The sequence below is a fragment of the Streptosporangium sp. NPDC023963 genome, assembly GCF_040639135.1.
Classification (GTDB): Bacteria; Actinomycetota; Actinomycetes; order Streptosporangiales; family Streptosporangiaceae; genus Streptosporangium.
In genome coordinates this window covers 210,931-234,596 of sequence record NZ_JBEZZK010000010.1, presented here as the reverse complement: position 1 = coordinate 234,596, position 23,666 = coordinate 210,931, and the positions used below count along the sequence as shown (strand labels likewise).

Genomic DNA, 23,666 nt, shown 5'->3' with positions numbered 1-23,666 from the left:
AAAATTGTCGAATGTTTGCCAGAGCCACTTACCTGCTGGTCGCGGTCCTGACCCTGGCGCCCGCCGGGATCGCCGCCGCCGGCACCACGAGGCACGGCGGGGTCGTCTCGGCCGATCCGGCCGCCACCACTCCCCACGTGCTCGACGGGATCGTCAACGCCATCGCGCTGGTGGACGGCACGGTGGTGGTCGGCGGCTCGTTCGGCGAGGTGCGCGAGGCCGGGAGCGCGGGGGTGGCGAGAGTGCTGCCCCGCGCCAACCTCTTCGCCTACGACCTGGCCACCGGCCGGATCCTGCCCGGCTTCGCGCCGCGCCTCGACCGCCCGGTCCAGGCCCTGGCGGCGGGGGTCCGCGGCACCGTCTACGCGGGCGGGCGGTTCACGAGGACCGGCGGCACGCGGACGCGGGGCCTGGCCCTGCTCCGGCTCTCCGACGGCTCCCCGGTGTCCCGTTTCGGCGCCCAGGTCCGCGGCGGCACGGTCACCGGTCTGGCCAGGCTCGGCCGCCACCTCTACGCGGGCGGCGACTTCACCCACGTCGGCCCCGTCGCCCGCACGGCGCTGGCCAGGATCGACGCCGTCACCGGCGAGGCCGACCCGTCCTTCACGATCGAGCCGGGCGCGCCCAGGGGAGGCAGGACCAGGGTCCACGCGATCTCCCTCAGCCACGGCAGGCTCGCGGTCGGCGGCGACTTCACCACCCTCGGCGGCCTGCCGCGGGCCCAGCTCGGCCTGATCGCCGTCACCCCCCCGGCCGTCACCGCGCCGAACGCCACCGTGCCGGACGCCCCGTCGCCGGGTCTCATCGCCTCGCCCGCCGCGGTGGCGCCGTGGCGGACCGACGCCTACCGGGGCCGGTGCAGGGCCGACTTCCCCGGCTACGTGCGGGGCCTGGACTTCGCCCCCGACGGGAGTTACCTCGCCGTCGTCACGACCGGCGGACCCGGGGGCCGGGACAGGATGTGCGACACCGCCGCCCGGTTCGAGACCGGCGCCCCGTCCGGGACCGGCGCGGTCCGCCCGACGTGGGTGAACCACACCGGGGGTGACTCGCTGTACGCGGTGGCGGCGACGGGGGCGGCCGTCTACGTCGGAGGGCACCAGCGCTGGCTGAACAATCCGGACGGCCACGACTCGGCGGGCCCCGGGGCGGTGGCGCGGCCGGGGATCGGCGCGATCCACCCGCGCACCGGCAGGGCCCTGGCGTGGAACCCGACGCGGGACCGCGGAATCGGGATCAAGGCATTCCTCGCGCACCCCGGCGGATTACTGGTTGGTAGTGACACAACTCGCCTTGGTCACGAGTACCATGCCCGAGTTGGCATGTTCCCGTTGCCGATCACTCCCGATTCTTAGTGATTCGCTCGCTCATCGCGTCTCTCTGCTTCGAGAGCAGGACGTAACTGGCCACACCGCTGATCAGGAATGCGGCGATCAGCAGGCCCAGGGGCTCGCGCAGGCCGAGGATATAGAGCACTCCCAGAGTCACGATCAGCAGACCGGCCCGGGACGCGGTGTAAACGATGACGGGACGCACGGTGTCCAGGCTACGTCACCTCGCCCGCACGGTCCCGATCGCGGTGGCCGCACGGGTAACTCTTCGCATCTACTGCGAGCGCTGCTAGTCTTCCCAAGAGATCTGTTTCGTAAAGAAACACCCACGAGAGTCCCAAAAAGGCTCTATCATATAACAATCGGGCAGGCAGTAGATAACAACCCGTGATCTTTGTTGAAAACCACGGATAAATCAGGCTTCGCTCGGCACACTGGTTACCTGTCCGCCCGCTGGCAGGAAGCGGGATGCGAGGGGGAGAGATTGTGGAGAGTAGCAGCGAGCGTCTGCTGACGCCCGGAGAGGTTGCCGCCCTCTTCCGGGTCGACCCAAAGACGGTTACACGCTGGGCCGCGGCAGGCCGCATCAGCAGCATCCGTACCCCCGGAGGGCACCGGCGTTTCCGCGAGTCGGAAGTGCACGCCCTTCTGCGTGGAGAGGACGTCTTGACGGCCGAACGGCCGGCAGGCGAGTCCCCGCGCGTCTGACGACTTAGGACGTCACACCATCGGTGATCCTGCGCGCCTTACCCGGAAGCCGCAGGGTCACCGTGGAGTCGTGTGAAGTACGACACGACACGGACGGTGACCTCCCCCGTCACCGGGCCACCCGCCCCGCCGGGCCCGCCGCCGCGTTCCGCGTCCGGAACCACCCGGCGCGCTCCGGCCCCGATCTCCCCGAGGCAGGCTCTCCCGCCCGGCCCAGGCCCCCGGCCCGGCCCCGCGGCCGGCCCAGGCCCCTGCCCGGCGTCGAAGCCCTTCAGGTCTCCTGCTCGGCCTTGAAGGCCAGGAACTCCCGCTCCAGCTCGTCGTTCTCCTCCAGCCACCGCCGCCGCCGCTCGGCCCACTCCTCCTCGGTGAGCGACTCGGCCAGCCAGCGGTCGTAGTCGGGATCCCCCGGAGAGACCTCCACGTAGGCATTGCCGATCAGACGCCCGTCATCGCCGGCCAGGGTCTGCGGCACGCGCAGGGTCCCGTCAGCGAGTCTGACGACGTACATCCAGATCACCTAGATTCCGTAGCGCCGGTTGAAGAACAACATGACGTTGAGCGCCATCCGCGTGTCGCCGCCCAGCATGTCGACCAGCGCGGGGCGCTGCCGGGAGACGATCGCGGCGAAGGCGTCGGCGAAGAACTCCCTGCGGCCCAGGTCGCCCGGCTGGAGATGGAAACCCGAGGCCAGCGCGGGGACGCACTGGGCGTAGAGGGCGGCGAACTCCGGGGAGTCGGAGACCCAGTCGCCGTGGGGGGCGTCCACGTCGTCCAGGGCGTGCCCGACCTCGTGCATCATCACGTCGGGGGTGGGCGAGGGCCGGTCTCCCACCACGATCTTGCGGTCGCCGTACGCGCCCGCGCACACGTCCCACGTCGCCCGGCCCGAGGGAAGCGGCGCGCCGCGCAGGTATCCCATGTCGTCCAGGTCGGGCACCCCGCCCGCGCCGACGTAGATGCCGTCGAGACCGTCGGCCAGCTTGTCCTTCAGCCCGTCGGGCAGCCTCGCCAGGCTCTCCACCGCCCGTACGACCTCGGGGGGCGGCGTCTCCCGCCTGGAGTCCCACTGGCGGTGCAGGATGCGCTCCAGGCGCCCGCAGTGGCGCAGGCCGTCGCCCAGGTCCGGGGTGTCGGGGGAGTTGGGCTGGGCCCGGGGACTCTCGTCGTCGAGCTCGAAGTCCTTCCAGGTGTACTGCGGCCGGTCGGCCACCGGGGCCGTGACCGTCCCGACCCGGCGCTCGGCCTCGCGGGGGACCTCACGCGGAGCCTCCCGCAGGGCACTCTCCGCACGCGTGGCCGGACCTCGCTGCCACCACCGCCGTCGATGGCGGCCCTTGTCGCCCGAATGTGCCATCGCACCCCCTGGGGAAGTGGCAACGGGTCCACGGTACGGGGTCGGACCCTTGCCAGTCATCCGTAACGCGGAGCCCGAACGCAGCAGGCCTCACGATGGCTTACAGTTCGGGCATGCCCCTGCTTGTCGGTCTGGCGATACTCGCCTTCTGGCTTTACTGCCTGTTCGACGTCATCACCACGCCGGACGAGGAGTCCAGGAACCTGCCCAAACTTCTCTGGGTGCTCATCGTGGTGCTGATGCCGATCGCCGGAGGAGCCTTCTGGCTGCTGCTCGGCCGGCCTACCGGCCCCCGGGCGCCCCGATCGCTCCTGGCCGAGGACAGGCCGCCGCGCGCCGAGGCCCCGAAGGGCCCCGACGACGACCCCGACTTCCTCAAGGACCTCGACCGCCGCCTGCGCGACGAAGACTAGAGACGGCGACCGGCCGGCCGGTGTGGCCGGTACGGCCGATCGACCGGGAATTCCGGCCCGGAAACCCGGCGGGAATCCGGCGGGAAATCAGCGTGAACTCCGGCGTGGAAATTCGGCGGAAAATTCCAACGTGAAAATTCGGCCCGAGGATATCTCGGCGTCGAGAATCAGTTCGGTGCCGGGAATCAGCCGGGAACCTCGGCGTAGGAGTGCAGTCCCCCGAGGAAAATGTTCACCCCGACCAGGTTGAACAGCAGGCAGGCGAAGGCGACGAGCTGCACGATCATGGCCGCCTTTCCCTTCCAGCCCGCGGTGGCCCTGGCGTGCAGGTACGCGGCGTAGGCGATCCAGGTGATGAACGCCCAGATCTCCTTGGGGTCCCAGCCCCAGTAGCGGCCCCACGCCTTGTCCGCCCAGAGCGCCCCGGCGATGACGGCGAAGGTCCAGATCGGGAAGCCGATCACGATGGCCCGGTGCGCGACCCGCTCCAGGTCCCGCCGGGACGGCAGCCGGACCGCGGTGTCCTTCCTGACCAGGTAGAGGATGCCGGACACTCCGGCCACGATGAACAGCCCGCTGGCGACGATGGCCGCGGACACGTGGATCGCGACCCAGTACGAGTTCAGCGCGGGCACCACGGGGCCGGCCTGCACGTGCAGGTAGCGCACGGCGAAACCGAGCCCCAGCGCGGCGGCGACCGTGACGAACGCGCCCAGGAAGCGGACCGGGTAGCGGAGCTGCATGAACAGGAACGCGCTCACCGCCGCGAAGCACATCGCGACCACGAACTCGTACATGTTGCCCCACGGCCACCGGTCCACGGCGAGGCCGCGGGTGAGGAGGGAGGTGAGGTTGGCGGCCCAGCCGAGCCAGCTCAGCCCGACGGCCACCGGCCCCGCCCACACCGCCCAGGCGGGCGGCGCCTTCTCCGCGGGGGCCCCCTCGGCGGGGGCGGGGGCGGCGCCCCCGCCGACGGTGACCGGAACGGGCTGTTTCGCGCGGGCCGAAGCCGCGGCGGACCGTCCGAAGGCCAGGTCGAGGGCGTAAGCGATCATTGCGGAGACGTAGAGCAGCACCGTCGCCAGGATGAGCTGGTCGCTCAACGTGGCGAGGCCGGCGTCGACCTCAGCGGACATCCTTCACTCCTGAATCGGGAACTCCCGGGTTCGAAACTCCCGGGTTCAAGGCGGAGACGATCTCGGTGAACTCCTCGCTGAAATCGCCGCCCTCGGTGCGCGTGAGCCCACCCGCCTCGACCTCGCGGTCCTCGTGGATCCGCACCCACACCCTGCGGCGGCGGACGGTCAGGGTCAGTACGAGACCGACGACGGCGAGGACCGAGGCCACGAGCGCGGGCATCCGGCCCGGGTCGTGGGTGATCTGCAGAGCGATCCACTCCCTGACGCCGGTGAACTCGATCGAGCCCGCGCCGTTCGGGAGGGTGAGTTTCTTGCCGACCGCCAGCGGGTCGGCCTTCATGACCAGCGGCTTCATCTTCTTCAGACTCGCCGGATCGAGCTCGTAGACCGACTGCGGCCGACCGTCCTTCAGGCCCAGGTCACCGGCGAAGGCGCCGTACACCTGGGCGGTGGGGTTGGCGGCGCCCGGGAAGACCGACACCCACTCCGCGCCCACCGGGACGGTCGTCGGCAGGAAGCCGACGAGGATGCCGAGCTGTTCGGGCTGCGCGTCCGGAACCTTGATCACGCATTCGGAGGTGAAGGTGGCGGGCTGGACGACCAGGCAGGGCACCGGCCCTTCGAAGGCGACCTGGCCCTTGCCGTCGGTGATCTTGAAGGTCGGCGCGTAGCCGTGGTCGATCAGGTAGCTCAGCGTGCCGTTGACGTCCAGCGGCTCGTTGACCTTCAGGACGTAGTCGCGCGGGGCGGCGCCCGGGGCGTCCTCGACCTTGAGCCTGGCCTCGTAGTCGAGGGCCTGGCCCGCCTTCTCGCCCTTCGCGATGTAGGTCGCCTGGAAGTCGTCGACAGTGAAGGAGAACGGCTCCAGCGACTCGGCGTTCACCTGGGGGCCGGGCATGTAGCGGTCGTAGGCGGCGACCGTGTTGGCGAACCCCTCGCCCTCCACGACCAGCACGTTGCCCCGGTAGCCGTACAGCGCCCCGGCCCCGACCGCGACCAGCAGGCCGAGCAGGGCCACGTGGAAGAGCAGGTTGCCGGTCTCGCGCAGGTAGCCCTTCTCCCCGGCGACCCAGCCGGGACCGGTGGTCACCCGGAACCGCCTGGCGCGCAGCCTCGCGGCGGCCTCCTCGACGGTCAGATCGGCCTCGAAGGAGGCGTGCTGCGGCAGCCTGCTCAGGTTGCGCGGCGCCGCGGGCGGCTTCCTGCGCAGCTCCCTCAGGTGGGTCGCGGTGCGGGGCAGCACGCAGCCGATCAGGGACACGAACAGCAGAAGGTAGATCGCGGCGAACCAGGGCGCCTGGAACACGTCGAACAACCAGAACCTGTCCAGCCACTCGGCCAGGCGGGGACTGTCGTCGAAGTACTGGGCGACCTTGGCGTCGGAGACGCCGCGCTGCGGCCAGATCGAGCCGGGAATGGAGCCCAGGGCGAACAGGAACAGCAGGATCAGCGCGGTCCGCATCGAGGTGAGCGTCCGCCAGAACCAGCGCGCCCACCCCACGACCCCGAAGCCCGTGGGCCGCCGCGTCTCGCTCACCGCTCGTTCTCCCGTCCTCGGGTCGACGGACACCATCAGATCACCGGCTCGAATCCGCCGACCCAGCCCTGCGTCATCGCGACGAGCTGCTCCCACAGCCCGGTGACGAGCAGCACGCCGACGACGACCAGCATGACGCCGCCCGCCCGCGTGATCAGCTGCGAGTGCCGGCGCACCGCCTTGAACGTCCTCAGCGCCCTGCTGTACGCCAGCCCGGCCACCACGAACGGCAGGCCGAGGCCGAGCGCGTACGCGAAGGCGAGGATCGCGCCGCGACCGGCGCTGCCCTCGTTCAGGCCGAGGGTGAGCACGACCCCGAGGGTGGGGCCGATGCAGGGGGTCCAGCCCAGGCCGAACACCAGGCCGAGCAGGGGTGCCCCGGCCAGGCCGGCGGCCGGGAGCCGGTGGATGCGGAAGTCGCGCTGCAGACCCGGGACGACCCCCATGAAGGCCAGGCCGAGCACGATCGTGAGGGCGCCCAGCACCCGCGTGATGATCGCGGCATTACCGAACAGGGCCTGGCCGAGGCCGCCGAAGAGCGCTCCCCCGGCCACGAACACGGTGGCGAAGCCCAGGACGAACAGCACGGTACCCGCGACCATGCGCCCCCGCCTGGGGTCGGCGCTCATGCCGGTCACGTACGACAGGTAGCCGGGGACCAGCGGCAGCACGCACGGCGACAGGAACGACACCAGCCCGGCCGCGACCGCGATCGGCAGCGCCAGCGCCAGCGAGCCGCTCGCGACGGTGCCCACGAGGTCGGCGCTCATCGCGGGCCCGGCCGTCGCCAGAGGCCGTCATCCCTCATCGCGGACCTTGGTCACGGCGGCGAGGAGGTCGCTGTACTTGACCGCGCCCAGGGCCCTGGCGGCGATCCGGCCCTGGCGGTCGATGATCAGGGTGGAGGGGATGGCGGCGGGCGGGACCGTGCCCTGGAAGGAGAGCGCGACCTTGCCCGGCTGGTCGAAGATGCTCGGGTAACCGGACCGGTGGCTGCGTTCGAACGCGAGCGCGTCGGCCTTGCGGTCCTTGAAGTCGATGCCGAGGAACTCCACGCCGTCGGTCTTCGTCTTGGCGGAGATGTCCTTGAGCACCGGCGCCTCGGCCCGGCAGGGCGCGCACCAGGAGGCCCAGAAGTTGAGCACCACGATCTTTCCCTTGTGGGCCGCGAGGGTCGCGGTGCCCCCGTCGAGGGTCTCCCCCTCCACCTTCGGGGCGGCCTTGCGGTCCGCGGCCTGGAACAGGGTGATCTTGCCGTCACCGGCCACGAAGCGGGTGTCGCCGGTCTGCGGCTGCGATCCCTGGGTTCCGGCGCATCCGGCCACGGCGACGAGCAGCGCGGCGGCGGCGAAGGATTGTGCGCGCATGGGTGACGGAGGCTCCCTGTACTACAACCGGTAGAGCAATCACTGTACCGGCGGAGTCAGGCGCCCGGCACAGTGGGGCGTTTGACGAGCGCCGCCGCGGGCTCGCTGTATCCGACGCCGATCAGGCGGTTTCCCTCGAAGGAGAAGCTCGTGAGGCTGGCGAGGCCGCACTGCCTGCGGCGCGGATCGTGCGGCAGGCGCCTGCCCTCGGCGGCGAGCCGGATGGTCCAGATCGGGAGCTGGTGGCTGACCATGATGGCCTCGTGGCCGCGCGCCGCGTCGCGGGCGGTCTCGATCGCGGCCCTCATCCGGCTGACCAGATGGGTGTAGCGCTCCCCCCAGGAGGGGCGGAGCGGGTTCCACAGGTAGCGGTAGAAGCGCGGGTTGCGGAAGAGACCGTCGCCCCTGCCGAGGGAGAGGCCCTCGAAGATGTTCTCGGCCTCGATGAGCCGCTCGTCGACCGTGACGTCCAGGCCGAAGGTCGCGGCGAGCGGCACCGCCGTCTCCTGGGCACGCTCCAGCGGCGAGGAGAACAGCGCGGTGACATCCCGTCCGGCGACCGTCTTGGCCACCGTCTCGGCCATCTGCCGGCCGTTGTCGGAGAGGTGGTAGTCGGGAAGCCTGCCGTACAGGATGTTGGCGGGATTGTGCACCTCACCGTGGCGCAGGAGGTGGACGACGGTGGTCTCAAGCATGGTGTCGCCAGCCTACCGACAAGTACGGGTTGGTGGCCGGGCAGGTGGGCCACCCGGGTCGGATGGGGCGGGATTGGGGCGGGATAGGGTCACCGCGTGAGCCCCCTCGCGCTCGCCCTCGTCCTCTCCTCCGCCGTCGCCCACGCCTGCTGGAACCTGATGAGCAAGCAGGCGGCCGAGGCCGACGGCGTCGTCTTCGTCTGGATGGTGGCCGCCGCCTCCACGCTGGTCTGGACGCCGGTCACGGTGGGTTACCTCCTCCTCGGCGGCACCGGCCCCTCCTGGGCCGACCTCGGGGTGATCGCCGCGAGCACCACGCTGCACCTGGGCTACTTCATGCTGCTGCAGCGCGGCTACCGGCACGGCGACCTGTCGATGGTCTACCCGATCGCCCGCGGTACCGGGCCGCTGCTGGCCGGCCTGGTCGCCATCCTGTTCCTGGGCGAGCGGCCGGGCCCCGCCGGCATCGCCGGGATCCTGATGGTCGGGGTGGGCGTGCTCCTGCTCGGCGCGGCGCGCAGGCCCAGCCGCAAGGACCTGAGCGGGATCGGGTTCGGGCTGGCCACCGGGCTGTTCATCGCGGCGTACACCGTCTGGGACAAGCAGGTCGTCAGCGCCTTCGCGGTCGCGCCGATCCTCCTCAACTACGGCGGCGACCTCGGCCGTGCCCTGGTCCTGACCTCGCCGGTGCTCGGCTCCCGCCGCAGGGGCCTGGTCCTGCCCGTCTGGCGGGAGCACCGGGCACGGGTGCTGGGCGCGGCGGTGCTGATGCCGCTCTCCTACCTCCTGGCGCTGACCGCGTACACGTTCTCGACGATCAGCGCGGTGGCCCCGGTACGGGAGGTCAGCGTGCTCGTGGCGGTGGTGCTCGGCGGCCGGCTGCTGGCCGAGGGCGACCTGACCCGGCGGCTGCCGGCGGCCTGCGTCATCGTCGGCGGCGTGGTGACGATCGCCCTCGGCTAGGGCCGTGAGCGCCCCGGAGCCCGGAAGCCGCCGGAGCCGTCACCCGGAAAGGCCGGGGCCACCCGGGGAGGCCATCGTCGGGGCCGTCACCGGGACCGCCACGGGCTCGGCGGGCCGCGCGGGCTCGGACACGGGGCCGCGGAAGTCGGCGGAGACGGCCTTCAGCGCCTCGACCGCGGCCCGGATGGCCGGGCGGCGGGCGGCGTCGCTCCGCCAGAGCGCGTAGATCCTGCGCGTCGGACGCGACCGGATCGGGACGACCCGCACGCCCGGCGGAACGAAGTCGCGGCCCAGCCGGGGAATGATGGCGCATCCCTGCTCCGCCGCGACGAGGGCCATCTGGGTCGGATACTCGTCCGTCATGCAGGTGATGTCCGGCTCCAGCTCGGCCGAGCGCAGCGTGTAGACCAGCCAGTCGTGGCAGATCGTGCCGGGTGAGGAGCTGATCCACTGCTCCCCGGACAGCTCGGCGAGCTCGATCTCGGGACGATCCGCCAGCGGGTGGGACGCGGGCAGGATCGCGTCGGCGATGTCGTCGAAGAGCGTGGCCCGGGACAACCCCTCGGGGATCGCCACCGGGCGGTTCATCCAGTCCTGGATCACCGCGAGGTCGAGCTCGCCCCTGGCCACCTCGCGGATCTGCCGCTCCGGCTCACGTTCCATCAGCTGGAGGCGAAGGTCGGGGTGGCGCGTGCGCAGCAGGGCGAGCGCGGCGGGCATCAGGCCCCGGGCCGCCGTGGGGAAGGCGCCGATGCTCAGCCGCCCCACGACCTCGCCGCGCAGCGCCTCGAAGTCGGCCTCCGCCGTCTCGACCAGCGCGAGGATGCGCTCGGCGTGGTCGGCGAGCAGCCCGGCCGCGTCGGTCAGCCGCACCCCGCGCCCGTTGCGCTCCAGCAGGGTCGCTCCGGTCTCCCGTTCCAGCTTGGCCAGCTGCTGGGAGACCGCGGAGGGGGTCACCATGAGCGCCTCGGCCGCGGCGCCCACGGAGCCGTAGACGGAGACCGCGTGCAGGGCCTTGAGCCGGTTGAGATCCAACATGTAAGCAACCCTAAACGAGACGAGGAAGAAAGTCTCACTTGTGCTGAAATATCGTTGGAAACGACGATTGATGAATGCGTACCCGGCACTTCCTCCTCGCCGTCGCCCTCACCGCCCTCTGGGGTTTCAACTTCGTGGTCATGGAAGTGGGACTCCGGTCCTTTCCCCCGCTGCTCTACGTGGCGCTGCGCTTCCTCCTGGCCGCCTTCCCCGCCGTACTGCTCGTCGGCGGCCCTGGGGTGCCCTGGCGCAAGGTGCTCGTGGCCGGGGCGACCCTCGGCATCGGCCAGTACGCCCTGCTGCTGACGGGCATGCGGGCGGGCATGCCCGCCGGGCTGACCTCCCTCGTCGTCCAGGTCCAGGCCGTCTTCACCGCCGTCCTGGCGGTCGCCCTGCTGAGGGAACGGCTCACCCGGCGGCGGATCACCGGCATGGCGGTCGCGTTCGCCGGTCTGGCGCTGATCGCCGCCGACCTGGGCACCGGCGGCCCCATCGGCGCGTTCCTGCTGGTCGTCGGCGCGGCGTTCTTCTGGAGCGCGGGCAACATCGCGGTCAGGAACGCCGCGCCGCCCGACTCGTTCCGCTTCATGGTCTGGGTCTGCGGGGTCGCGGCCATCCCCATGACGGCCCTGTCCCTGCTGGTCGAGGGGGTTCCCCGGCTGGAGTTCTCGGTGGAGGGCGGCCTGTCGGTGCTCTACGTGTCACTGGTCGCCACCCTCGGCGGTTTCGGCATCTGGGGCTTCCTGCTCCAGCGCTACGACGCCTCGGTGGTCGCCCCGACGGCCCTGCTCGTCCCGGTCTTCGGCATGTCCTCGGCCGCCCTGTTCACCGGGGAGCCGATCTCCCCCGCCGAACTCGCCGCCGCCGTCCTGATCATCTCCGGCGTCCTCTACGCGAGCACCCGAGCCCGTAAGACCGCCCCTGCGGACAGGGCACCGGAAGCGGAGAGAGTGTGAATCCCCCGACGGACAACGGAGCCGGAAGCTACGGTGACCGGCATGGATGCCGCCCTCGACCACTGGCCGTCCCCGCCCCCGGAAGGCTGGACCGCCGACGACCTCGACCGTCTCTCCGAGGGCCCCGACGGCGAACCCGGCTTCTTCGAACGCGTCGAACTGATCGACGGAGCACTCGTCTTCACCGCTCCCCAGACGCGTTTCCACCAGCGCGTCCTGACCGGCCTGGCGACCGGCCTGAAGATCCAGGCTCCCGGATACCTCGCGGTCGTAACCCGGATGGACGTCAAACTCGGACACCGGACGCGCCCTTGCCCCGACATCATGGCCATAGACGTGAAGGCCGCCGATGACGACGACAGGACGTTCTACATCCCCGGCGAGGTGCACCTCGCCGTCGAGGTGGTCTCCCCCGAGTCCGAGGACCGCGACCGCAAGACCAAGCCCTCCCGCTACGCCGAAGCGGGCATCGCGCACTTCTGGCGGGTGGAGAACAGCGGCGGCTCCCCCGTGGTCTACGTCTACGAGCTCGATCCCGCCACCCACGCGTACGCACTCACCGGCATCCACCACGACCGGCTGACCGTCCCGGTGCCCTTCCCGATCACCGTCGACCTCGGCGACCTGCCCAGATAGACACCCAGCTCAGCCCAGGCCGTCAGCGGCGCGTCCCCCCGTACAGGCCTATGAGCGCCCAAGGCGAGCGAGCCCTGCGCTCCTTCCCGCACGGGCGCTTCAGCTACGGCGAACAACCCCGAACGACCCCGTACGGATTGCTTCAGCGTCCCAGCGCACACTGGGCGGCCCGTAAGAAAGCGACTACGGACCGCACGAGGTACGGAGAGGCCGGTCGTGTGCGGAGGTGGGTGGGTGTTCCGGGCGGCTTATAAGAATCCGTAACCAGCGCGCCCGCCAGGCCGGAGGCCTGACGCACCGGACGGTCACCAACGACGGCCGCCCGGAGCACCCACCCACCGGAGCGCGCACCTACCAAAGCTCTCACCGGAGCCCGAGCCCGAGCCCGTCCAATCCTCTTTGAACGAACACTCGCACCGCTAACCAGAAACAGAAGCGGCGGCCTTCGCGGCGACCGGAAGAGCGTCGGCGATGCGGGAGAGGGCCTCGTCGTCGTGGGCGGAGGACAGGAACCACGCCTCGTACGCCGACGGCGGCAGGTAGACGCCCTGGTCGAGCATCGCGTGGAAGAACGCCCGGTAGGCGGCGGTGTCCTGCTTCTGGGCGCCGGCGAAGTCGGTGACCCGCTCGTCGGTGAAGAAGATCGAGAACAGGCTCCCGGCGCGCTGCAGGCGGTGCGGCACCCCGGCCGCGGACAGGGCGTCGGCGGCGGCGCGGCCGATGACCAGCGCCGCGGCGTCGACCCGGTCGTAGACCCCCTCGTCGCAGGCGCGCAGGGTGGCCAGACCGGCCGCGCAGGCCAGCGGGTTTCCCGACAGGGTGCCCGCCTGGTAGACCGGCCCCTCCGGCGCGAGGTGGGCCATCACGTCGGCGCGCCCGCCGAACGCGGCGGCGGGCAGGCCGCCGCCCATGACCTTCCCGAAGGTCATGAGGTCGGCGTCGACCGGGTCGAGCCCGTACCAGCCGGACTCCGACACCCGGAAACCGGTGAGCACCTCGTCGACGATCAGCAGCGCGCCGTGCGCGGTGCACAGCTCGCGCAGCGTGGCGTTGAACCCGTCGAGCGGCGGGACGACGCCCATGTTGGCCGGGCACGCCTCGGTGATCACGCACGCGATGTCGGCGCCGAAGGTCTGGAAGGCCTCCGTGACCGCCTCGACCGAGTTGTACGGCAGCACCACGGTGTCGGCGGCCGAGGCGCCGGTCACGCCGGGGGTGTCGGGCAGGCCGAAGGTCACCACGCCGGAACCGGCCGAGGCGAGGAGGGCGTCGACGTGGCCGTGGTAGCAGCCCGCGAACTTCACGATCTTGGACCGGCCGGTGAACCCGCGGGCCAGCCGCACGGCGGACATGGTGGCCTCGGTACCGGAGCTGACCAGGCGGACCTTCTCCACCGGCTCCACCCGATCGACGATCTCCTCGGCGAGCTCGACCTCGCCGGGGGTCGCCGTACCGAACGAGGTGCCGTCGCGCAGCGCCTCCTGCAGGGCCTCGATGACGGCGGGGTGCCGGTGGCCGAGGATCATCGGCCCCCACGAGCAGACCAGGTCGACGTAGCGGTTGCCGTCGACGTCGGTGATGTAGGGGCCCTGCCCCGAGGTCATGAAGCGCGGCGTCCCGCCGACGGCGCCGAAGGCTCGGACCGGGGAGTTGACGCCCCCGGGGACGATCTCGCGTGCGCGGGCGAACAGGGCCTCGGAGTTATCAGTACGGCTCACGCCCTACAGGGTAGTCACCGCAGGACGAGCCTCCGCCCGTCCCGTCCGGGCATCCCCTGTCAGCCCTGACCGGAACTCCCGGCACGGCAGGACGGCCTGCGCGGAACCCTTCGCGCACGGTGACGACGACCGGCTCACTCGCAGGTGTCGGCGAGCCAGTCGAGGACGCGGAGAGGGTCGGGCAGCGGGCGTCCGTCGGGCGGGCGCAGCCATGAGCCGGACCCGCCGGTCGGCAGCAGCGAGGGCGGGGCGAGGACGTAGCTGTCGCGGCAGTGCCAGCGCAGGCCGGGCATCTCCTCGATGGTGGACGGACCGAAGTCGAGGGCGCAGGTCCACCACTCGTCCTCGTCGTCGGAGGCGTTCCTGGTGGCCACAAAGAACAGGGCCCGGTCGCCGTTGACGGCGACCGGGCCCGAGGCGGCTCCCGCGGAGTCCATGTTCGCGAGGGTGGTGCGCCCCGCGGCGACCGGTACGTCGAAGACGTCGAACACCCGCCCCGTGGGAAGGACCACGTTCGCCTCGGGCTCGTACCGCCACCAGTTGGTGAGCAGGGTGGGGTCGGTGGTGGCCTGCATCTGCCAGGCCCGCGAGAGCGGGTGGGCTCCCGGGTCGGGACAGCCGACCCGGTCGCAGGAACAGGAGCGAGAACCACCCTTCAGCGGCCTCGCGCCGGGACAGCTCGCCCAGCCCAGAGCGGCGTACTCCAGCACAGAGTTGATCATCTGCTTCGGATGAGCATGCCGTCTACTTCGACGAACCATCGGTACCCCGACCATTGTGTCCTCCGTCGTCCGCGCATCCCGCGTGTCACCCGGATGCGATCGACCTGTCCACACTCTGGTCAGTGAAGAACGTCAAATACCCAGGGTCTACGCCACCTGGGACACATCCGCACCGGTTATCGCACTCTAACGCACACGCTTCTCCACCAAGCGACGAACCTCCAGTTCTCGGCACGTGCCGTCGGTCTCATCTCAGTTTCGCGGCCACCTCGGTCGCCCAGTAGGTGAGGATCATGTCGGCCCCCGCCCTGCGGATCGCGACCAGCGACTCCATGATCGCCCGATCCCGGTCGATCCAGCCGTTCGCCGCCGCGGCCTCGACCATGGCGTACTCACCGCTGACCTGGTACGCCGCCACCGGGACGTCCACGGCGTCGCGCACCTGGCGCAGGATGTCGAGGTAGGCCAGCGCGGGCTTGACCATGACGGCGTCGGCGCCCTCGTCGAGGTCCAGCCGCACCTCGCGCAGCGCCTCGCCGACCGGTCCCGCCGCGTCCTGCTGGTAGGCGTTGCGGTCGCCGAACCGGGGAGCGCACTCGGCCGCCTCGCGGAACGGGCCGTAGAACGCCGAGGCGTACTTGGCCGAGTACGCCAGGATCGGGATCTGCTCGAAGCCGTCGCCGTCCAGAGCCGCCCTGATCGCCGCGACCTGGCCGTCCATCATCCCGCTCGGCGCGATGACCTGCGATCCGGCCCGCGCCTGGGCCACCGCCGAGGCCGCGTAGCGCTCCAGGGTGGCGTCGTTGTCGACCTCCCCGTCCGGGGTGAGGATGCCGCAGTGCCCGTGGTCGGTGAACTCGTCCAGGCAGGTGTCGGTCATCACCACCATCGTGTCGCCCACGTCGGCGACCAGGTCGGCGACGGCGAGCTGGACGATCCCCTCCGGGTCGTCGGCCGCCGATCCCCGGCCGTCCTTCACCGCGGGGACGCCGAACAGGATCAGCCCTCCGACCCCGGCCTCGGCGGCCTCGTGGGCGGCCTTGCGCAGCGAGTCGCGGGTGTGCTGGAACACCCCGGGCATCGAGCCGATCGGGTTCGGCTCGGCGATGCCCTCCTTCACGAACATCGGCAGCACCAGCTCCGCCGGGTGCAGCCGGGTCCCGGCCACCATCCTGCGCATCGGTGCCGTACGGCGGAGCCTGCGCGGGCGCGCGACAGGGAACTGGGCCGTCATGCTGTCTCCCCCTCTCCCCGGCCGGTAGGGGAACTGCGGGCCGGAGGAGCTCGGTGTGTGTTCCTGGCTCACCGCTCGACGCGGCGTGGTGCCGATCAACGTGACGCGATGCCGACCGCGACACCGGTCGACGTGACACGACACCGGTCGACGTGACACGACACCGGTCGACGTGACCCGTTGCCGACCGGCGTGACACGACACGGGTCAACGTGACGCGGTGCCGGCCGGCGTGACACGGTGCCGGCCGCGACACCGATCCTCGTAGCGGCGATCACGCCCCGCGGCGCTCGCCGGGGCGTCGGACGCGGCCTGCCCGCCCGTCGTGCGCGGGCGGGCGCCACTTCAGAAGTACGGTGCCGCTTTCAAGGTTACTTGGCGCGGCGCCGGGCTCCCCGCCGGGTCTGCGAGGGCCTGCGGGGGGTGTCCCCCGCCACGACGGCGGCCTGCCGCTGCTTGGCACCATACTCCGCCAGCGCCGCCGCGAGGGCGGAAGCCGAGGGCTTGTCGGCCATCACGTCGACGCGGAGCCCGAACTCCTCGGCGGTCTTGGCGGTCTGCGGGCCGATCACGGCGATGACCGTGACGTTGTGCGGCTTGCCCGCGATGCCCACCAGGTTGCGGACGGTGCTCGACGAGGTGAACAGCACCGCGTCGAACCCGCCGCCCTTGATGGCCTCGCGGGTCGGGGCGGGCGGCGGCGCGGCGCGGACGGTCCGGTAGGCGGTCACGTCGTCGCACTCCCAGCCCAGCTCGGTCAGCCCGGCCACGAGCGTCTCGGTCGCGATGTCGGCGCGCGGCAGCAGCACCCGGTTGATCGGGTCGAGCATCGAGTCGTACGGGGGCCACTCGGCCAGCAGGCCCTCCGACGACTGCTCGCCGGACGGCATCAGGTCGGGCTTGACGCCGAAGCTCACCAGCGCCCGCGCGGTGCTGTCGCCCACGGCCGCGACCTTGAGCCCGGCGAACGCGCGGGCGTCCAGGCCGTACTCCTCGAACTTCTCGCGCACGGCCTTGACCGCGTTCGCGCTGGTGAAGGCGACCCACTCGTAGCGTCCGGTGACCAGGCCCTTGATCGCGCGGTCCATCTGCTGCGGGGTGCGCGGCGGCTCGACGGAGATCGTGGGGACCTCCTCGGGCACCGCGCCGTACGAGTGCAGCTGCTCGACCAGGCTGGCCGACTGCTCCTTGGTCCTGGGCACGAGCACCCGCCAGCCGAACAGCGGCTTGGTCTCGAACCACGACAACCGGTCGCGCATGCCGACGGCCTCGCCGACCACGATCAGCGCGGGCTCGGCCATCCCCGCGTGCTTGAGATCGGGCGCGAGCCGGCCCAGCGTGGTCACCACGGTGTGCTGCTCGGTGGTGGTGCCCGCGCTGCTGACCGCCACGGGCGTCGAGTCGGGACGGCCCGCCGCGATCAGCGCCTTGCCGATCGGGACGGCCTCGGCGACGCCGTTGTAGATCACCAGGGTGCCCGCCCCGGTGGCGTACGCGGACCAGTCGTCGATCTGGGTCGCGTCCACGACCCGGAACTCGGGCACCGACACCGCGGCGGGGATGCCCGCGTAGGTGAGCACCGCCGTCGCCGGCGGCACGCCGGGCACGATCTCGAAGTCCACCTCCGCCTTGGCACAGGCCGCGACCTCCTCGGTGATCGAGGAGAAGAACATCGGGTCGCCCGCGCACAACCGCACGACGCCGCTGCCGCCCTTGGCGGTCTTGACGACCTTCAGCGAGACGGCGCCGTCCTCGGCCACGTCGACGATCTCGACGTCCTCGCGGCAGTGGCGCAGCAGCGGGCCGTACGCCTCCCGGTCGAGGATGACGACGTCCGCCTTGGAAAGCAGGTCGGCGCCACGCAGCGTGAGCAGGCCCTCATCGCCGGGCCCCGCGCCGACGAAGGCGACGAACCCGGACGGGCGCTCGAAGGTGGTACTTCCGGAGCTCAATGTGCTCGCTCCCCTATCAACGTGCCGGCCCCTTCCGCGATCATCTCGGCCGCGAGGTCGCGACCGAGATCCATGGGCGCGGAAGAGCTTCCGGCGGTGGACTTGCGCACCGCGCGCCTGCCGTCGACGGCGACGACAGCGGCGGTAAGGATCAGATCGGGCCCGTTCTCGGCCGAGTACGCGCCCACCGGGGCGGCGCATCCCGCCTCCAGGGCGTTGAGCACCGCGCGCTCGGCGGTGACCGCGGCCCGGGTGCGGGCGTCGTCGAGCACGCTCAGCAGCTCGACCAGGTCGGAGCGGTCGGAGCGGCACTCCACGGCCAGCGCGCCCTGCCCCGGGGCGGGCAGCATCTCCTCGACCTCGAAGATCTGGGAGATCTCGGAGTCGCGGCCCAGCCGGCCGAGTCCGGCGGCGGCGAGCACGACGCCCTGCAGCTGGCCGGAGGTCACCTTGCCGATGCGGGTGTCGGCGTTGCCGCGGATCGGCACGTACTCAAGATCAGGACGGATCATCCGGAGCTGGGCGATCCGGCGCGGGGAACCGGTGCCGATCTTCGCGCCGGGCGGCAGGTCGGCCAGCTTGGCGACGCTCACCAGGGCGTCCCTGGGGTCGTCGCGCGGCGGGATCGCCGCGATGACCACGCGCGGGTCGGGCGTGGTGGGCAGGTCCTTCAGCGAGTGCACCGCGAAGTCGATCTCGCCCTCGATCAGCTTGTCGCGCAGCGCGCTGACGAAGACCCCCGTACCGCCGAGCTGGGTGAGGTCGGCCTTGGTCACGTCGCCGAAGGTGGTGACGCCGACCAGCTCGACGGCCGCGCCGGTCAGCTCGGTGAGGCGGGCGGCGACCAGGCCCGACTGCGTCGTCGCCATGACGCTCCGCCTGGTCCCCAGCCGGAGCGAAGAAGAAACACCGCTCACAGGCCTGCCTCCTTCTTGCTCGGCTCGGTGTTCTTACCCGGCTCGGCGTCGATCGTCTCGATGCGCCTCACCGCTTCGGGCACCTTCGGGTCAAGATTGAACAGCTCGCGCAGCGCTTCCGCGTAATGATCGCCCGCCGGGGACTCCGCCAGCTGCTTCACACGCACGGTGGGCTCGTGGAGCAGCTTGTCGACCACGCGCCTGACGGTCTGGCCGACCTCGTCCCTGACGCGCCCCTCAAGATCGGGGACCCGCGCGACGAGCCGTCCGAGCTCCGCCTCGACCACCTGGGCCGCCTTGCTCCGCAGGGCCACCACGGTCGGCGTGACGCGCGCGGCGCGCTCGGCCGACAGGTAGGCGGTGACCTCCTCGGCGACGATGCCGCGCACGGCGGTGACCGCCTCGGCGCGACCGCCGTCGTCGGTGCCGGCGTCGGCCTCGCTCTCCTGCATGGACTCCAGGTCGACCAGCGTCACACCGGGCAGCCGCCGTACGGCGGGGTCGATGTCGTGCGGCAGGGCCAGGTCCAGCAGGAACGTCTCGTGGGGGGTCACCATGTCCGCCGTGATGACCACGTCGGTGGCGCCGGTGCAGGAGATGACCAGGTCGGCCTCCGCCAGCTCGGCCGTCAGGTCGCCGAATCCGGCGGCCCTGCCGCCGACCGTCTGCGCCAGCCGCACGGCGCGCTCGTGGGTCCGGTTGACCACCACGATGTCGGTGACGCCCGCCCGCTGCAGGGTCGCGGCCGACAGGGCGCTCATCGAGCCCGCGCCCACCACCAGGGCCCGCTTCCCCTGGAGGGGGCCGAGGGCGCGCTCGGCGAGGGTGAGCCCCACGCCGACGAGGGAGGCACCCGCCCGGTCGATGCCGGTCTCGGTGTGCGATCGCTTGCCCACCCGCAGTGACTGCTGGACGAGCTCGTTGAGCGTCGGGCCGAGGGTGCCCTCCTCCTGGGCGAGCCTGAGCGCCGAACGCACCTGGCCGAGGATCTGCCCCTCTCCCACGACCATCGAGTCGAGGCCGGAGCCGACCGAGAACAGGTGCTCGACGGCACGGTCCTCGTAGTGCACGTAGAGGTGGGAGGCCAGCTGCTCCATGGAGACGCCGGAGTGGGCGCTGAGCAGCTGGGAGAGCGAGGTCACCGCGGCGTGGAACCGGTCGACCTCGGCGTAGATCTCGACCCGGTTGCACGTCGAGACGACCATGCTCTCGGCGACGTGGACGTCCTGCTGGATGTCCTGGAGCAGCTTCACCAGCGAGTCACCGGAGACGGAGACCCGTTCCAGCAGGGCCACCGGTGCCGTCCGGTGGCTCAGGCCGACGACGAGAACGCTCATCGGCCCTCTCCCGCCTTCCGCTCGCTCCGGGAGGCTCCGGAACCTCGAAGGGCTCCCGAGTCCCGGAAGGCCCATGAGTCCCGGAAGGCCCGTGAGCCACGAGAGGCTCCGGAGCGGCGAGAGGAGAGGTGTCCGGCCGGAGCCGGGGCCGCGGCGCTCGCCGCACTACTGGTCACCCTGCTCATGCTCGCCGTACTCGTGCTCGCTGTCTCCGTATTCGTCCTCATACGCGCCATCGTCATGGTGATCGTCATGCTCGTCGCGGTCGTTCGGGACGTCGCGGTCGTCCGGGAAAGCGTCATGGTCGCCCGGGAAGGCCGGGAGATCCGGGAGATACCGTGCCCGTCAGCGTGCCCGCCGGCTCGTGCGCCGTGCCTCTTCACAAGTCCACCGCCTCGGGCCACTCCTCGGCCATCGCGGGCCCCCCACTCATCCGATCCGCCTTGCGCTGCTCGTGGAACGCCAAGATCTGCAATTCAATCGACAGGTCGACCTTACGGATATCGACGCCTTCCGGCACGGAAAGGACGACGGGGGCGAAGTTCAGGATGCTGGTGACCCCTACGGCGACGACCCGGTCGGCCACCTGCTGGGCCGCCACGGCCGGTGTCGCGAGCACCACGATCGACACTCCCCGCCGCCTTATCACGGCTTCCAGCTCGTCGATGTGCTCCACATTCAATCCCGCGATGTGGTCGCCCACCACTTCGGGGTCCGCGTCGAGCAGCGCCGCGACCCTGAACCCGCGGGAGACGAACCCGCCGTAATTGGCGAGCGCACGCCCGAGGTTACCCACTCCGACGATGGCGACGGCCCAGTCCTGGGTGAGACCCAGCTCACGGGAGATCTGGTAGATGAGGTATTCGACGTCGTAGCCGACCCCCCGGGTGCCGTACGACCCCAGGTGGGAGAGGTCCTTGCGGAGCTTGGCCGAGTTGACGCCCGCCGCGACGGCGAGATCCTCCGAGCTCACGGTCGCCAGGCCACGCTCGGCCATGCCGTTCAGCGCTCGCAGATAGAGCGGCAGCCGGGCGACGGTCGCCTCGGGAATGCCGCGTTCGCGGGCTTGGGACAGACGGCGGATCACGTGCCGGAACTCCAGGGGGACAGGCGGCCGGCGCGGCCCGGACGCGACGGATGACGAGGTGAAACCACTGTCATTCAGGTTAGTCCTTTTGTGAACCGATGCACAAAGTGAGTGTTCACAATCTTGGCCGCGCCCCCCTCCGGTCCCTCGTCCGCCCCCTCACCAGGCCCTGAACCTGCGTGTACGGCGGGCGCGAGCCCCGTCGCCACCGGGCCTTTCCGTCCGCCGGGCCGGATCCTCACACCTCGCCGCGAGGGCCGGCGCGCCGCCGCGGTTCGGCTACCGTGGCGGTCATGTCACCGCGAGACCATCGCATCACCCTGCTCGGCAAACCCGGTTGCCACCTGTGCGACGACGCGCGGGCGGTGATCGAGCGGGTCGCCGCGGACCTCGGCGTCCCGTGGGAGGAGCGCGACATCACGGCCTCCGAGGAGGACCAGGCCCGCTACTGGGAGATGATTCCCGTCACCCTTGTCGACGGGGTGCAGCACGACTTCTGGCGCGTCGACGAGAACCGCCTGCGCGCCGCCCTCGACGCCTGAGCCGCCCTCGATGCCCTCGACGCCCGAAGGACTCGCCCCGCCCGTCGGCGCCGCGGGTGGCCGGCTGACAGGCCACCCGCGCCGCTCACTACCTGAAGGCGGTCGGGAGCGGCATCACCTTCGCGGCGTTCACAGTGAGTTCGATCACATTGGTGGCGAGCACCATCGTCTGGCGCTCGGTGACGAAGCGCTGCGTGTGGGGCTGGCGCTGGTGGTCGCCGTAGGCGACCTCGTCCCGGTAGAGCTCGTAGACGATGCGCTGGAGAGGCGCCGACTTCACCGAGTGGCACGTGTAGACGAGCGTGTCCGGCTCGGAGCGGCGCACCGCCTCGACGGTCTCCTCCGCGAGCCGGTCGAATCTCTCGCCGGTGCCGTCGATCAGGGTGAAGACCGTCAGCAGACCGAAAATACTCGGTGAGGGGCGGTTCGAGCCTCCCGGCAGGTCACCGGCCCCGCCCGGCGTACCAGGCCCGCCCGGATACATGGCGCCGGTCGAGGGGGTGACGCCGAACGCCGGGTCGTAGCCCTGCGAGCCCCCCCGGTCGTAGCCTCGGGAGCCTCCGCGCCCCTGCTCGGAGCCCGGGGAGGGCGCGCCGCCGAAGGCCTGGTCGGCGGGCATCGGCTGGAGGCTTCCCGACCTGCCGGGGCCGGGCACGCCCGGCATGCCGAACTCGCCGGTGCCCGGTCCCGCGGGCCTGCCGAACTCGCCGGTCCCGCCGGGCCTGCCGAACTCCCCCGTGCCCGCGGGCCTGCCGAACTCGCCGGTGCCCGGGCCCGACGGTCTGCCGGAACCGGGGGCGCCGTGCCTGCCGAACTCGTGGGCCGGGATGTTGTACTCACCGGTCGCCGGGCCGGGCACGCCCGGCATGCCGAACTGGCCGGTGACCGGCGGCTGCCTGCCGGGATCACCGCCGTGCCTGCCGGGGTCACCGCCGGACGGCTGGTCGGCGGGCGGCATGCCGTACTCACCCGCCATGAACATCCCCGTGGCGGGGCCACCGAACCTGTCGTCGGGCGGGGAGGGCTGCTGCTGCCGCATGCGCGCAGCGTAGTCGACGTCCTGCTCACCCGCCCGGTACTCGGCCACGAGGTCACCGAGGCCTGAGCGGCGGGGCGCGTCCTCGGCCAGGGCGCGGGGACTCTCCGGGGTCACGCGGCGGCCGGCGACCTGCACGTCGCGGGGCTCGTACTCGGGGCGGCGCGGCCGCGGGGGGCGGTCCTCCCATTCGTCGTCCGCGTCGTCCGCGTCCTCGTCGTCGTCCTCGTAGGGCGCGAGCGGGCGGAGCATGGCGTACCAGACCGCGGCGGCGGTGACGAAGAGCAGGAGCGCGGTGAACATCCCGGACACCGCGAAGCTGACGGCTCCGACGAGGGCGAGGCCGGTGGGGCCGAGCACCAGGAGCGCGTGCATGTTGTCGGCGTCGTAGTCGTCACCGCCGCGCCAGCGGAGGACCGCCAGCAGCAGCCCGCCCAGCAGCACGAGCGCGACGATCACGTGGACGGCCCCGAGCAGGTAGGCCGGGGGCAGGTTCCAGTGGCGGCTGCCCAGCGGGAGGGCCTTGGCGAAGTCCTTCTCCTGCAGGACCGGGTCGACCGCCAGGATCACCGTGGCGATGACGGTGAGGGCGATCCCCAGGAGCCAGGAGGAGAACCTGGCCGCGCCCTTGCGGGCCATCAACTGGATGACCCCGACGGCCAGCCACAAGGGCGCCAGCATGGATCCGGTCAGTTGATAAATACGGAACGTGCCTGTCCCAAATCCGATCAGATAACCGGTGGCGATTACTCCGAGTGAGACCGAGAGAGACGCCGTCGTGATGCTCCAGGCGATCAGCCAGCCCTTGGGCTCACTGCGGAGGCGACTGACGAGAGCACCGGTGGCGATGGCTGCGAGCAATGCACCGGCGAAGGCGATGACAGCGACGAGGACTTCCATGGTGTCTCCAATGCTGCCGGACATTACCCCCCAACCGGTAGCCGAACCCTCGTCCGGCTCCCGGCGCCGGTCTGAAACAAC

General features: G+C 71.4%; 24 protein-coding genes. 7 read left to right on the top strand and 17 right to left on the bottom strand.

The window, feature by feature from the left end:
* The first annotated feature begins 11 nt into the window (after positions 1-11).
* The gene (locus AB0F88_RS27900; protein WP_362690176.1) at positions 12-1,355 is read left to right on the top strand and encodes a hypothetical protein; all 1,344 of its coding nucleotides are present in this window, start codon (positions 12-14) and stop codon (positions 1,353-1,355) included.
* On the opposite strand, the gene AB0F88_RS27895 is transcribed toward AB0F88_RS27900, so the two are convergent.
* Entirely contained in the window at positions 1,339-1,536 is a 198-nt protein-coding gene (locus tag AB0F88_RS27895) for a DUF4229 domain-containing protein (protein ID WP_362690173.1), read from the bottom strand. The two genes, AB0F88_RS27900 and AB0F88_RS27895, sit on opposite strands and share 17 nt — an antisense overlap.
* 263 nt (positions 1,537-1,799) lie before the next feature.
* Here AB0F88_RS27895 and AB0F88_RS27890 point away from each other — a divergent pair, with 263 nt between their 5' ends.
* The gene (locus AB0F88_RS27890) at positions 1,800-2,039 is read left to right on the top strand and encodes a BldC family transcriptional regulator (RefSeq protein WP_012887349.1); all 240 of its coding nucleotides are present in this window, start codon (positions 1,800-1,802) and stop codon (positions 2,037-2,039) included.
* Positions 2,040-2,310: 271 nt separating this feature from the next.
* Here AB0F88_RS27890 and AB0F88_RS27885 read toward each other — a convergent pair whose 3' ends face one another.
* Both AB0F88_RS27885 and AB0F88_RS27880 read right to left on the bottom strand, forming a co-directional pair.
* Positions 2,311-2,550 carry a hypothetical protein gene (locus tag AB0F88_RS27885; protein ID WP_344914565.1) on the bottom strand — a complete coding sequence of 80 codons (240 nt, stop codon included), beginning with the start codon at positions 2,548-2,550 and terminating at the stop codon, positions 2,311-2,313.
* Between the two features lie 9 nt (positions 2,551-2,559).
* On the bottom strand, positions 2,560-3,396 hold the full coding sequence (locus tag AB0F88_RS27880) for a hypothetical protein (RefSeq protein WP_362690170.1): 837 nt from the start codon (positions 3,394-3,396) through the stop codon (positions 2,560-2,562).
* A gap of 113 nt (positions 3,397-3,509) precedes the next feature.
* Between AB0F88_RS27880 and AB0F88_RS27875 the strand changes: the two genes are divergently transcribed.
* The gene (locus tag AB0F88_RS27875; RefSeq protein WP_362690167.1) at positions 3,510-3,809 is read left to right on the top strand and encodes a PLD nuclease N-terminal domain-containing protein; all 300 of its coding nucleotides are present in this window, start codon (positions 3,510-3,512) and stop codon (positions 3,807-3,809) included.
* Positions 3,810-3,994: 185 nt separating this feature from the next.
* Here AB0F88_RS27875 and ccsA read toward each other — a convergent pair whose 3' ends face one another.
* Genes ccsA through AB0F88_RS27850 form a run of 5 tightly spaced genes read right to left on the bottom strand, consistent with a single transcriptional unit; the run spans position 3,995 to position 8,547 of the window.
* Positions 3,995-4,945, bottom strand: coding sequence for a cytochrome c biogenesis protein CcsA (gene ccsA / locus AB0F88_RS27870; RefSeq protein WP_362690164.1), 951 nt, complete (start codon positions 4,943-4,945; stop codon positions 3,995-3,997).
* Positions 4,935-6,485 (bottom strand): cytochrome c biogenesis protein ResB, encoded by a 1,551-nt coding sequence (locus AB0F88_RS27865; RefSeq protein ID WP_362690160.1) that lies wholly within the window; start codon positions 6,483-6,485, stop codon positions 4,935-4,937. The genes ccsA and AB0F88_RS27865 overlap by 11 nt, the downstream gene beginning before the upstream one ends.
* 35 nt (positions 6,486-6,520) lie before the next feature.
* Entirely contained in the window at positions 6,521-7,255 is a 735-nt protein-coding gene (locus AB0F88_RS27860; RefSeq protein WP_362690157.1) for a cytochrome c biogenesis protein CcdA, read from the bottom strand.
* A gap of 27 nt (positions 7,256-7,282) precedes the next feature.
* Entirely contained in the window at positions 7,283-7,852 is a 570-nt protein-coding gene (locus AB0F88_RS27855) for a TlpA disulfide reductase family protein (protein ID WP_362690154.1), read from the bottom strand.
* A 56-nt stretch (positions 7,853-7,908) separates the two neighbouring features.
* On the bottom strand, positions 7,909-8,547 hold the full coding sequence (locus AB0F88_RS27850) for a histidine phosphatase family protein (RefSeq protein ID WP_362690151.1): 639 nt from the start codon (positions 8,545-8,547) through the stop codon (positions 7,909-7,911).
* A 96-nt stretch (positions 8,548-8,643) separates the two neighbouring features.
* Here AB0F88_RS27850 and AB0F88_RS27845 point away from each other — a divergent pair, with 96 nt between their 5' ends.
* Positions 8,644-9,510, top strand: a complete 867-nt coding sequence (locus AB0F88_RS27845; RefSeq protein ID WP_362690148.1) for a DMT family transporter — start codon at positions 8,644-8,646, stop codon at positions 9,508-9,510.
* A 39-nt stretch (positions 9,511-9,549) separates the two neighbouring features.
* Here the strand turns inward: AB0F88_RS27845 and AB0F88_RS27840 are convergent, their stop codons facing one another.
* Positions 9,550-10,548 carry a LysR family transcriptional regulator gene (locus AB0F88_RS27840; RefSeq protein WP_362690145.1) on the bottom strand — a complete coding sequence of 333 codons (999 nt, stop codon included), beginning with the start codon at positions 10,546-10,548 and terminating at the stop codon, positions 9,550-9,552.
* A 74-nt stretch (positions 10,549-10,622) separates the two neighbouring features.
* On the opposite strand from AB0F88_RS27840, the gene AB0F88_RS27835 reads away from it, so the two are divergent.
* Positions 10,623-11,504 (top strand): EamA family transporter, encoded by an 882-nt coding sequence (locus AB0F88_RS27835; RefSeq protein WP_362690142.1) that lies wholly within the window; start codon positions 10,623-10,625, stop codon positions 11,502-11,504.
* Between the two features lie 42 nt (positions 11,505-11,546).
* Positions 11,547-12,140 carry a Uma2 family endonuclease gene (locus AB0F88_RS27830; protein WP_362690139.1) on the top strand — a complete coding sequence of 198 codons (594 nt, stop codon included), beginning with the start codon at positions 11,547-11,549 and terminating at the stop codon, positions 12,138-12,140.
* A gap of 419 nt (positions 12,141-12,559) precedes the next feature.
* Here AB0F88_RS27830 and hemL read toward each other — a convergent pair whose 3' ends face one another.
* From hemL to AB0F88_RS27795, 7 genes are all read right to left on the bottom strand, one after another.
* Positions 12,560-13,858 carry a glutamate-1-semialdehyde 2,1-aminomutase gene (hemL, locus tag AB0F88_RS27825; protein WP_362690136.1) on the bottom strand — a complete coding sequence of 433 codons (1,299 nt, stop codon included), beginning with the start codon at positions 13,856-13,858 and terminating at the stop codon, positions 12,560-12,562.
* 134 nt (positions 13,859-13,992) lie between these two features.
* Positions 13,993-14,634, bottom strand: a complete 642-nt coding sequence (locus AB0F88_RS27820; protein WP_362690133.1) for a bifunctional DNA primase/polymerase — start codon at positions 14,632-14,634, stop codon at positions 13,993-13,995.
* A gap of 193 nt (positions 14,635-14,827) precedes the next feature.
* Positions 14,828-15,814: a porphobilinogen synthase gene (gene hemB / locus AB0F88_RS27815; protein WP_362690130.1), complete on the bottom strand. Its 987-nt coding sequence runs from the start codon at positions 15,812-15,814 to the stop codon at positions 14,828-14,830.
* A gap of 371 nt (positions 15,815-16,185) precedes the next feature.
* Positions 16,186-17,766, bottom strand: coding sequence for a uroporphyrinogen-III synthase (locus tag AB0F88_RS27810; RefSeq protein ID WP_362690127.1), 1,581 nt, complete (start codon positions 17,764-17,766; stop codon positions 16,186-16,188).
* Positions 17,763-18,683: a hydroxymethylbilane synthase gene (hemC, locus tag AB0F88_RS27805; protein ID WP_362690124.1), complete on the bottom strand. Its 921-nt coding sequence runs from the start codon at positions 18,681-18,683 to the stop codon at positions 17,763-17,765. The genes AB0F88_RS27810 and hemC overlap by 4 nt, the downstream gene beginning before the upstream one ends.
* A complete protein-coding gene (locus AB0F88_RS27800; RefSeq protein ID WP_362690121.1) occupies positions 18,680-20,020 on the bottom strand; it encodes a glutamyl-tRNA reductase in 1,341 nt (446 codons plus the stop codon). The genes hemC and AB0F88_RS27800 overlap by 4 nt, the downstream gene beginning before the upstream one ends.
* A gap of 379 nt (positions 20,021-20,399) precedes the next feature.
* Positions 20,400-21,107, bottom strand: a complete 708-nt coding sequence (locus tag AB0F88_RS27795) for a redox-sensing transcriptional repressor Rex (protein WP_362690118.1) — start codon at positions 21,105-21,107, stop codon at positions 20,400-20,402.
* Positions 21,108-21,400: 293 nt separating this feature from the next.
* Between AB0F88_RS27795 and AB0F88_RS27790 the strand changes: the two genes are divergently transcribed.
* On the top strand, positions 21,401-21,649 hold the full coding sequence (locus AB0F88_RS27790) for a glutaredoxin family protein (protein WP_362690115.1): 249 nt from the start codon (positions 21,401-21,403) through the stop codon (positions 21,647-21,649).
* 88 nt (positions 21,650-21,737) lie between these two features.
* On the opposite strand, the gene AB0F88_RS27785 is transcribed toward AB0F88_RS27790, so the two are convergent.
* The gene (locus tag AB0F88_RS27785; RefSeq protein ID WP_362690112.1) at positions 21,738-23,585 is read right to left on the bottom strand and encodes an antibiotic biosynthesis monooxygenase; all 1,848 of its coding nucleotides are present in this window, start codon (positions 23,583-23,585) and stop codon (positions 21,738-21,740) included.
* Positions 23,586-23,666 lie beyond the last annotated feature (81 nt).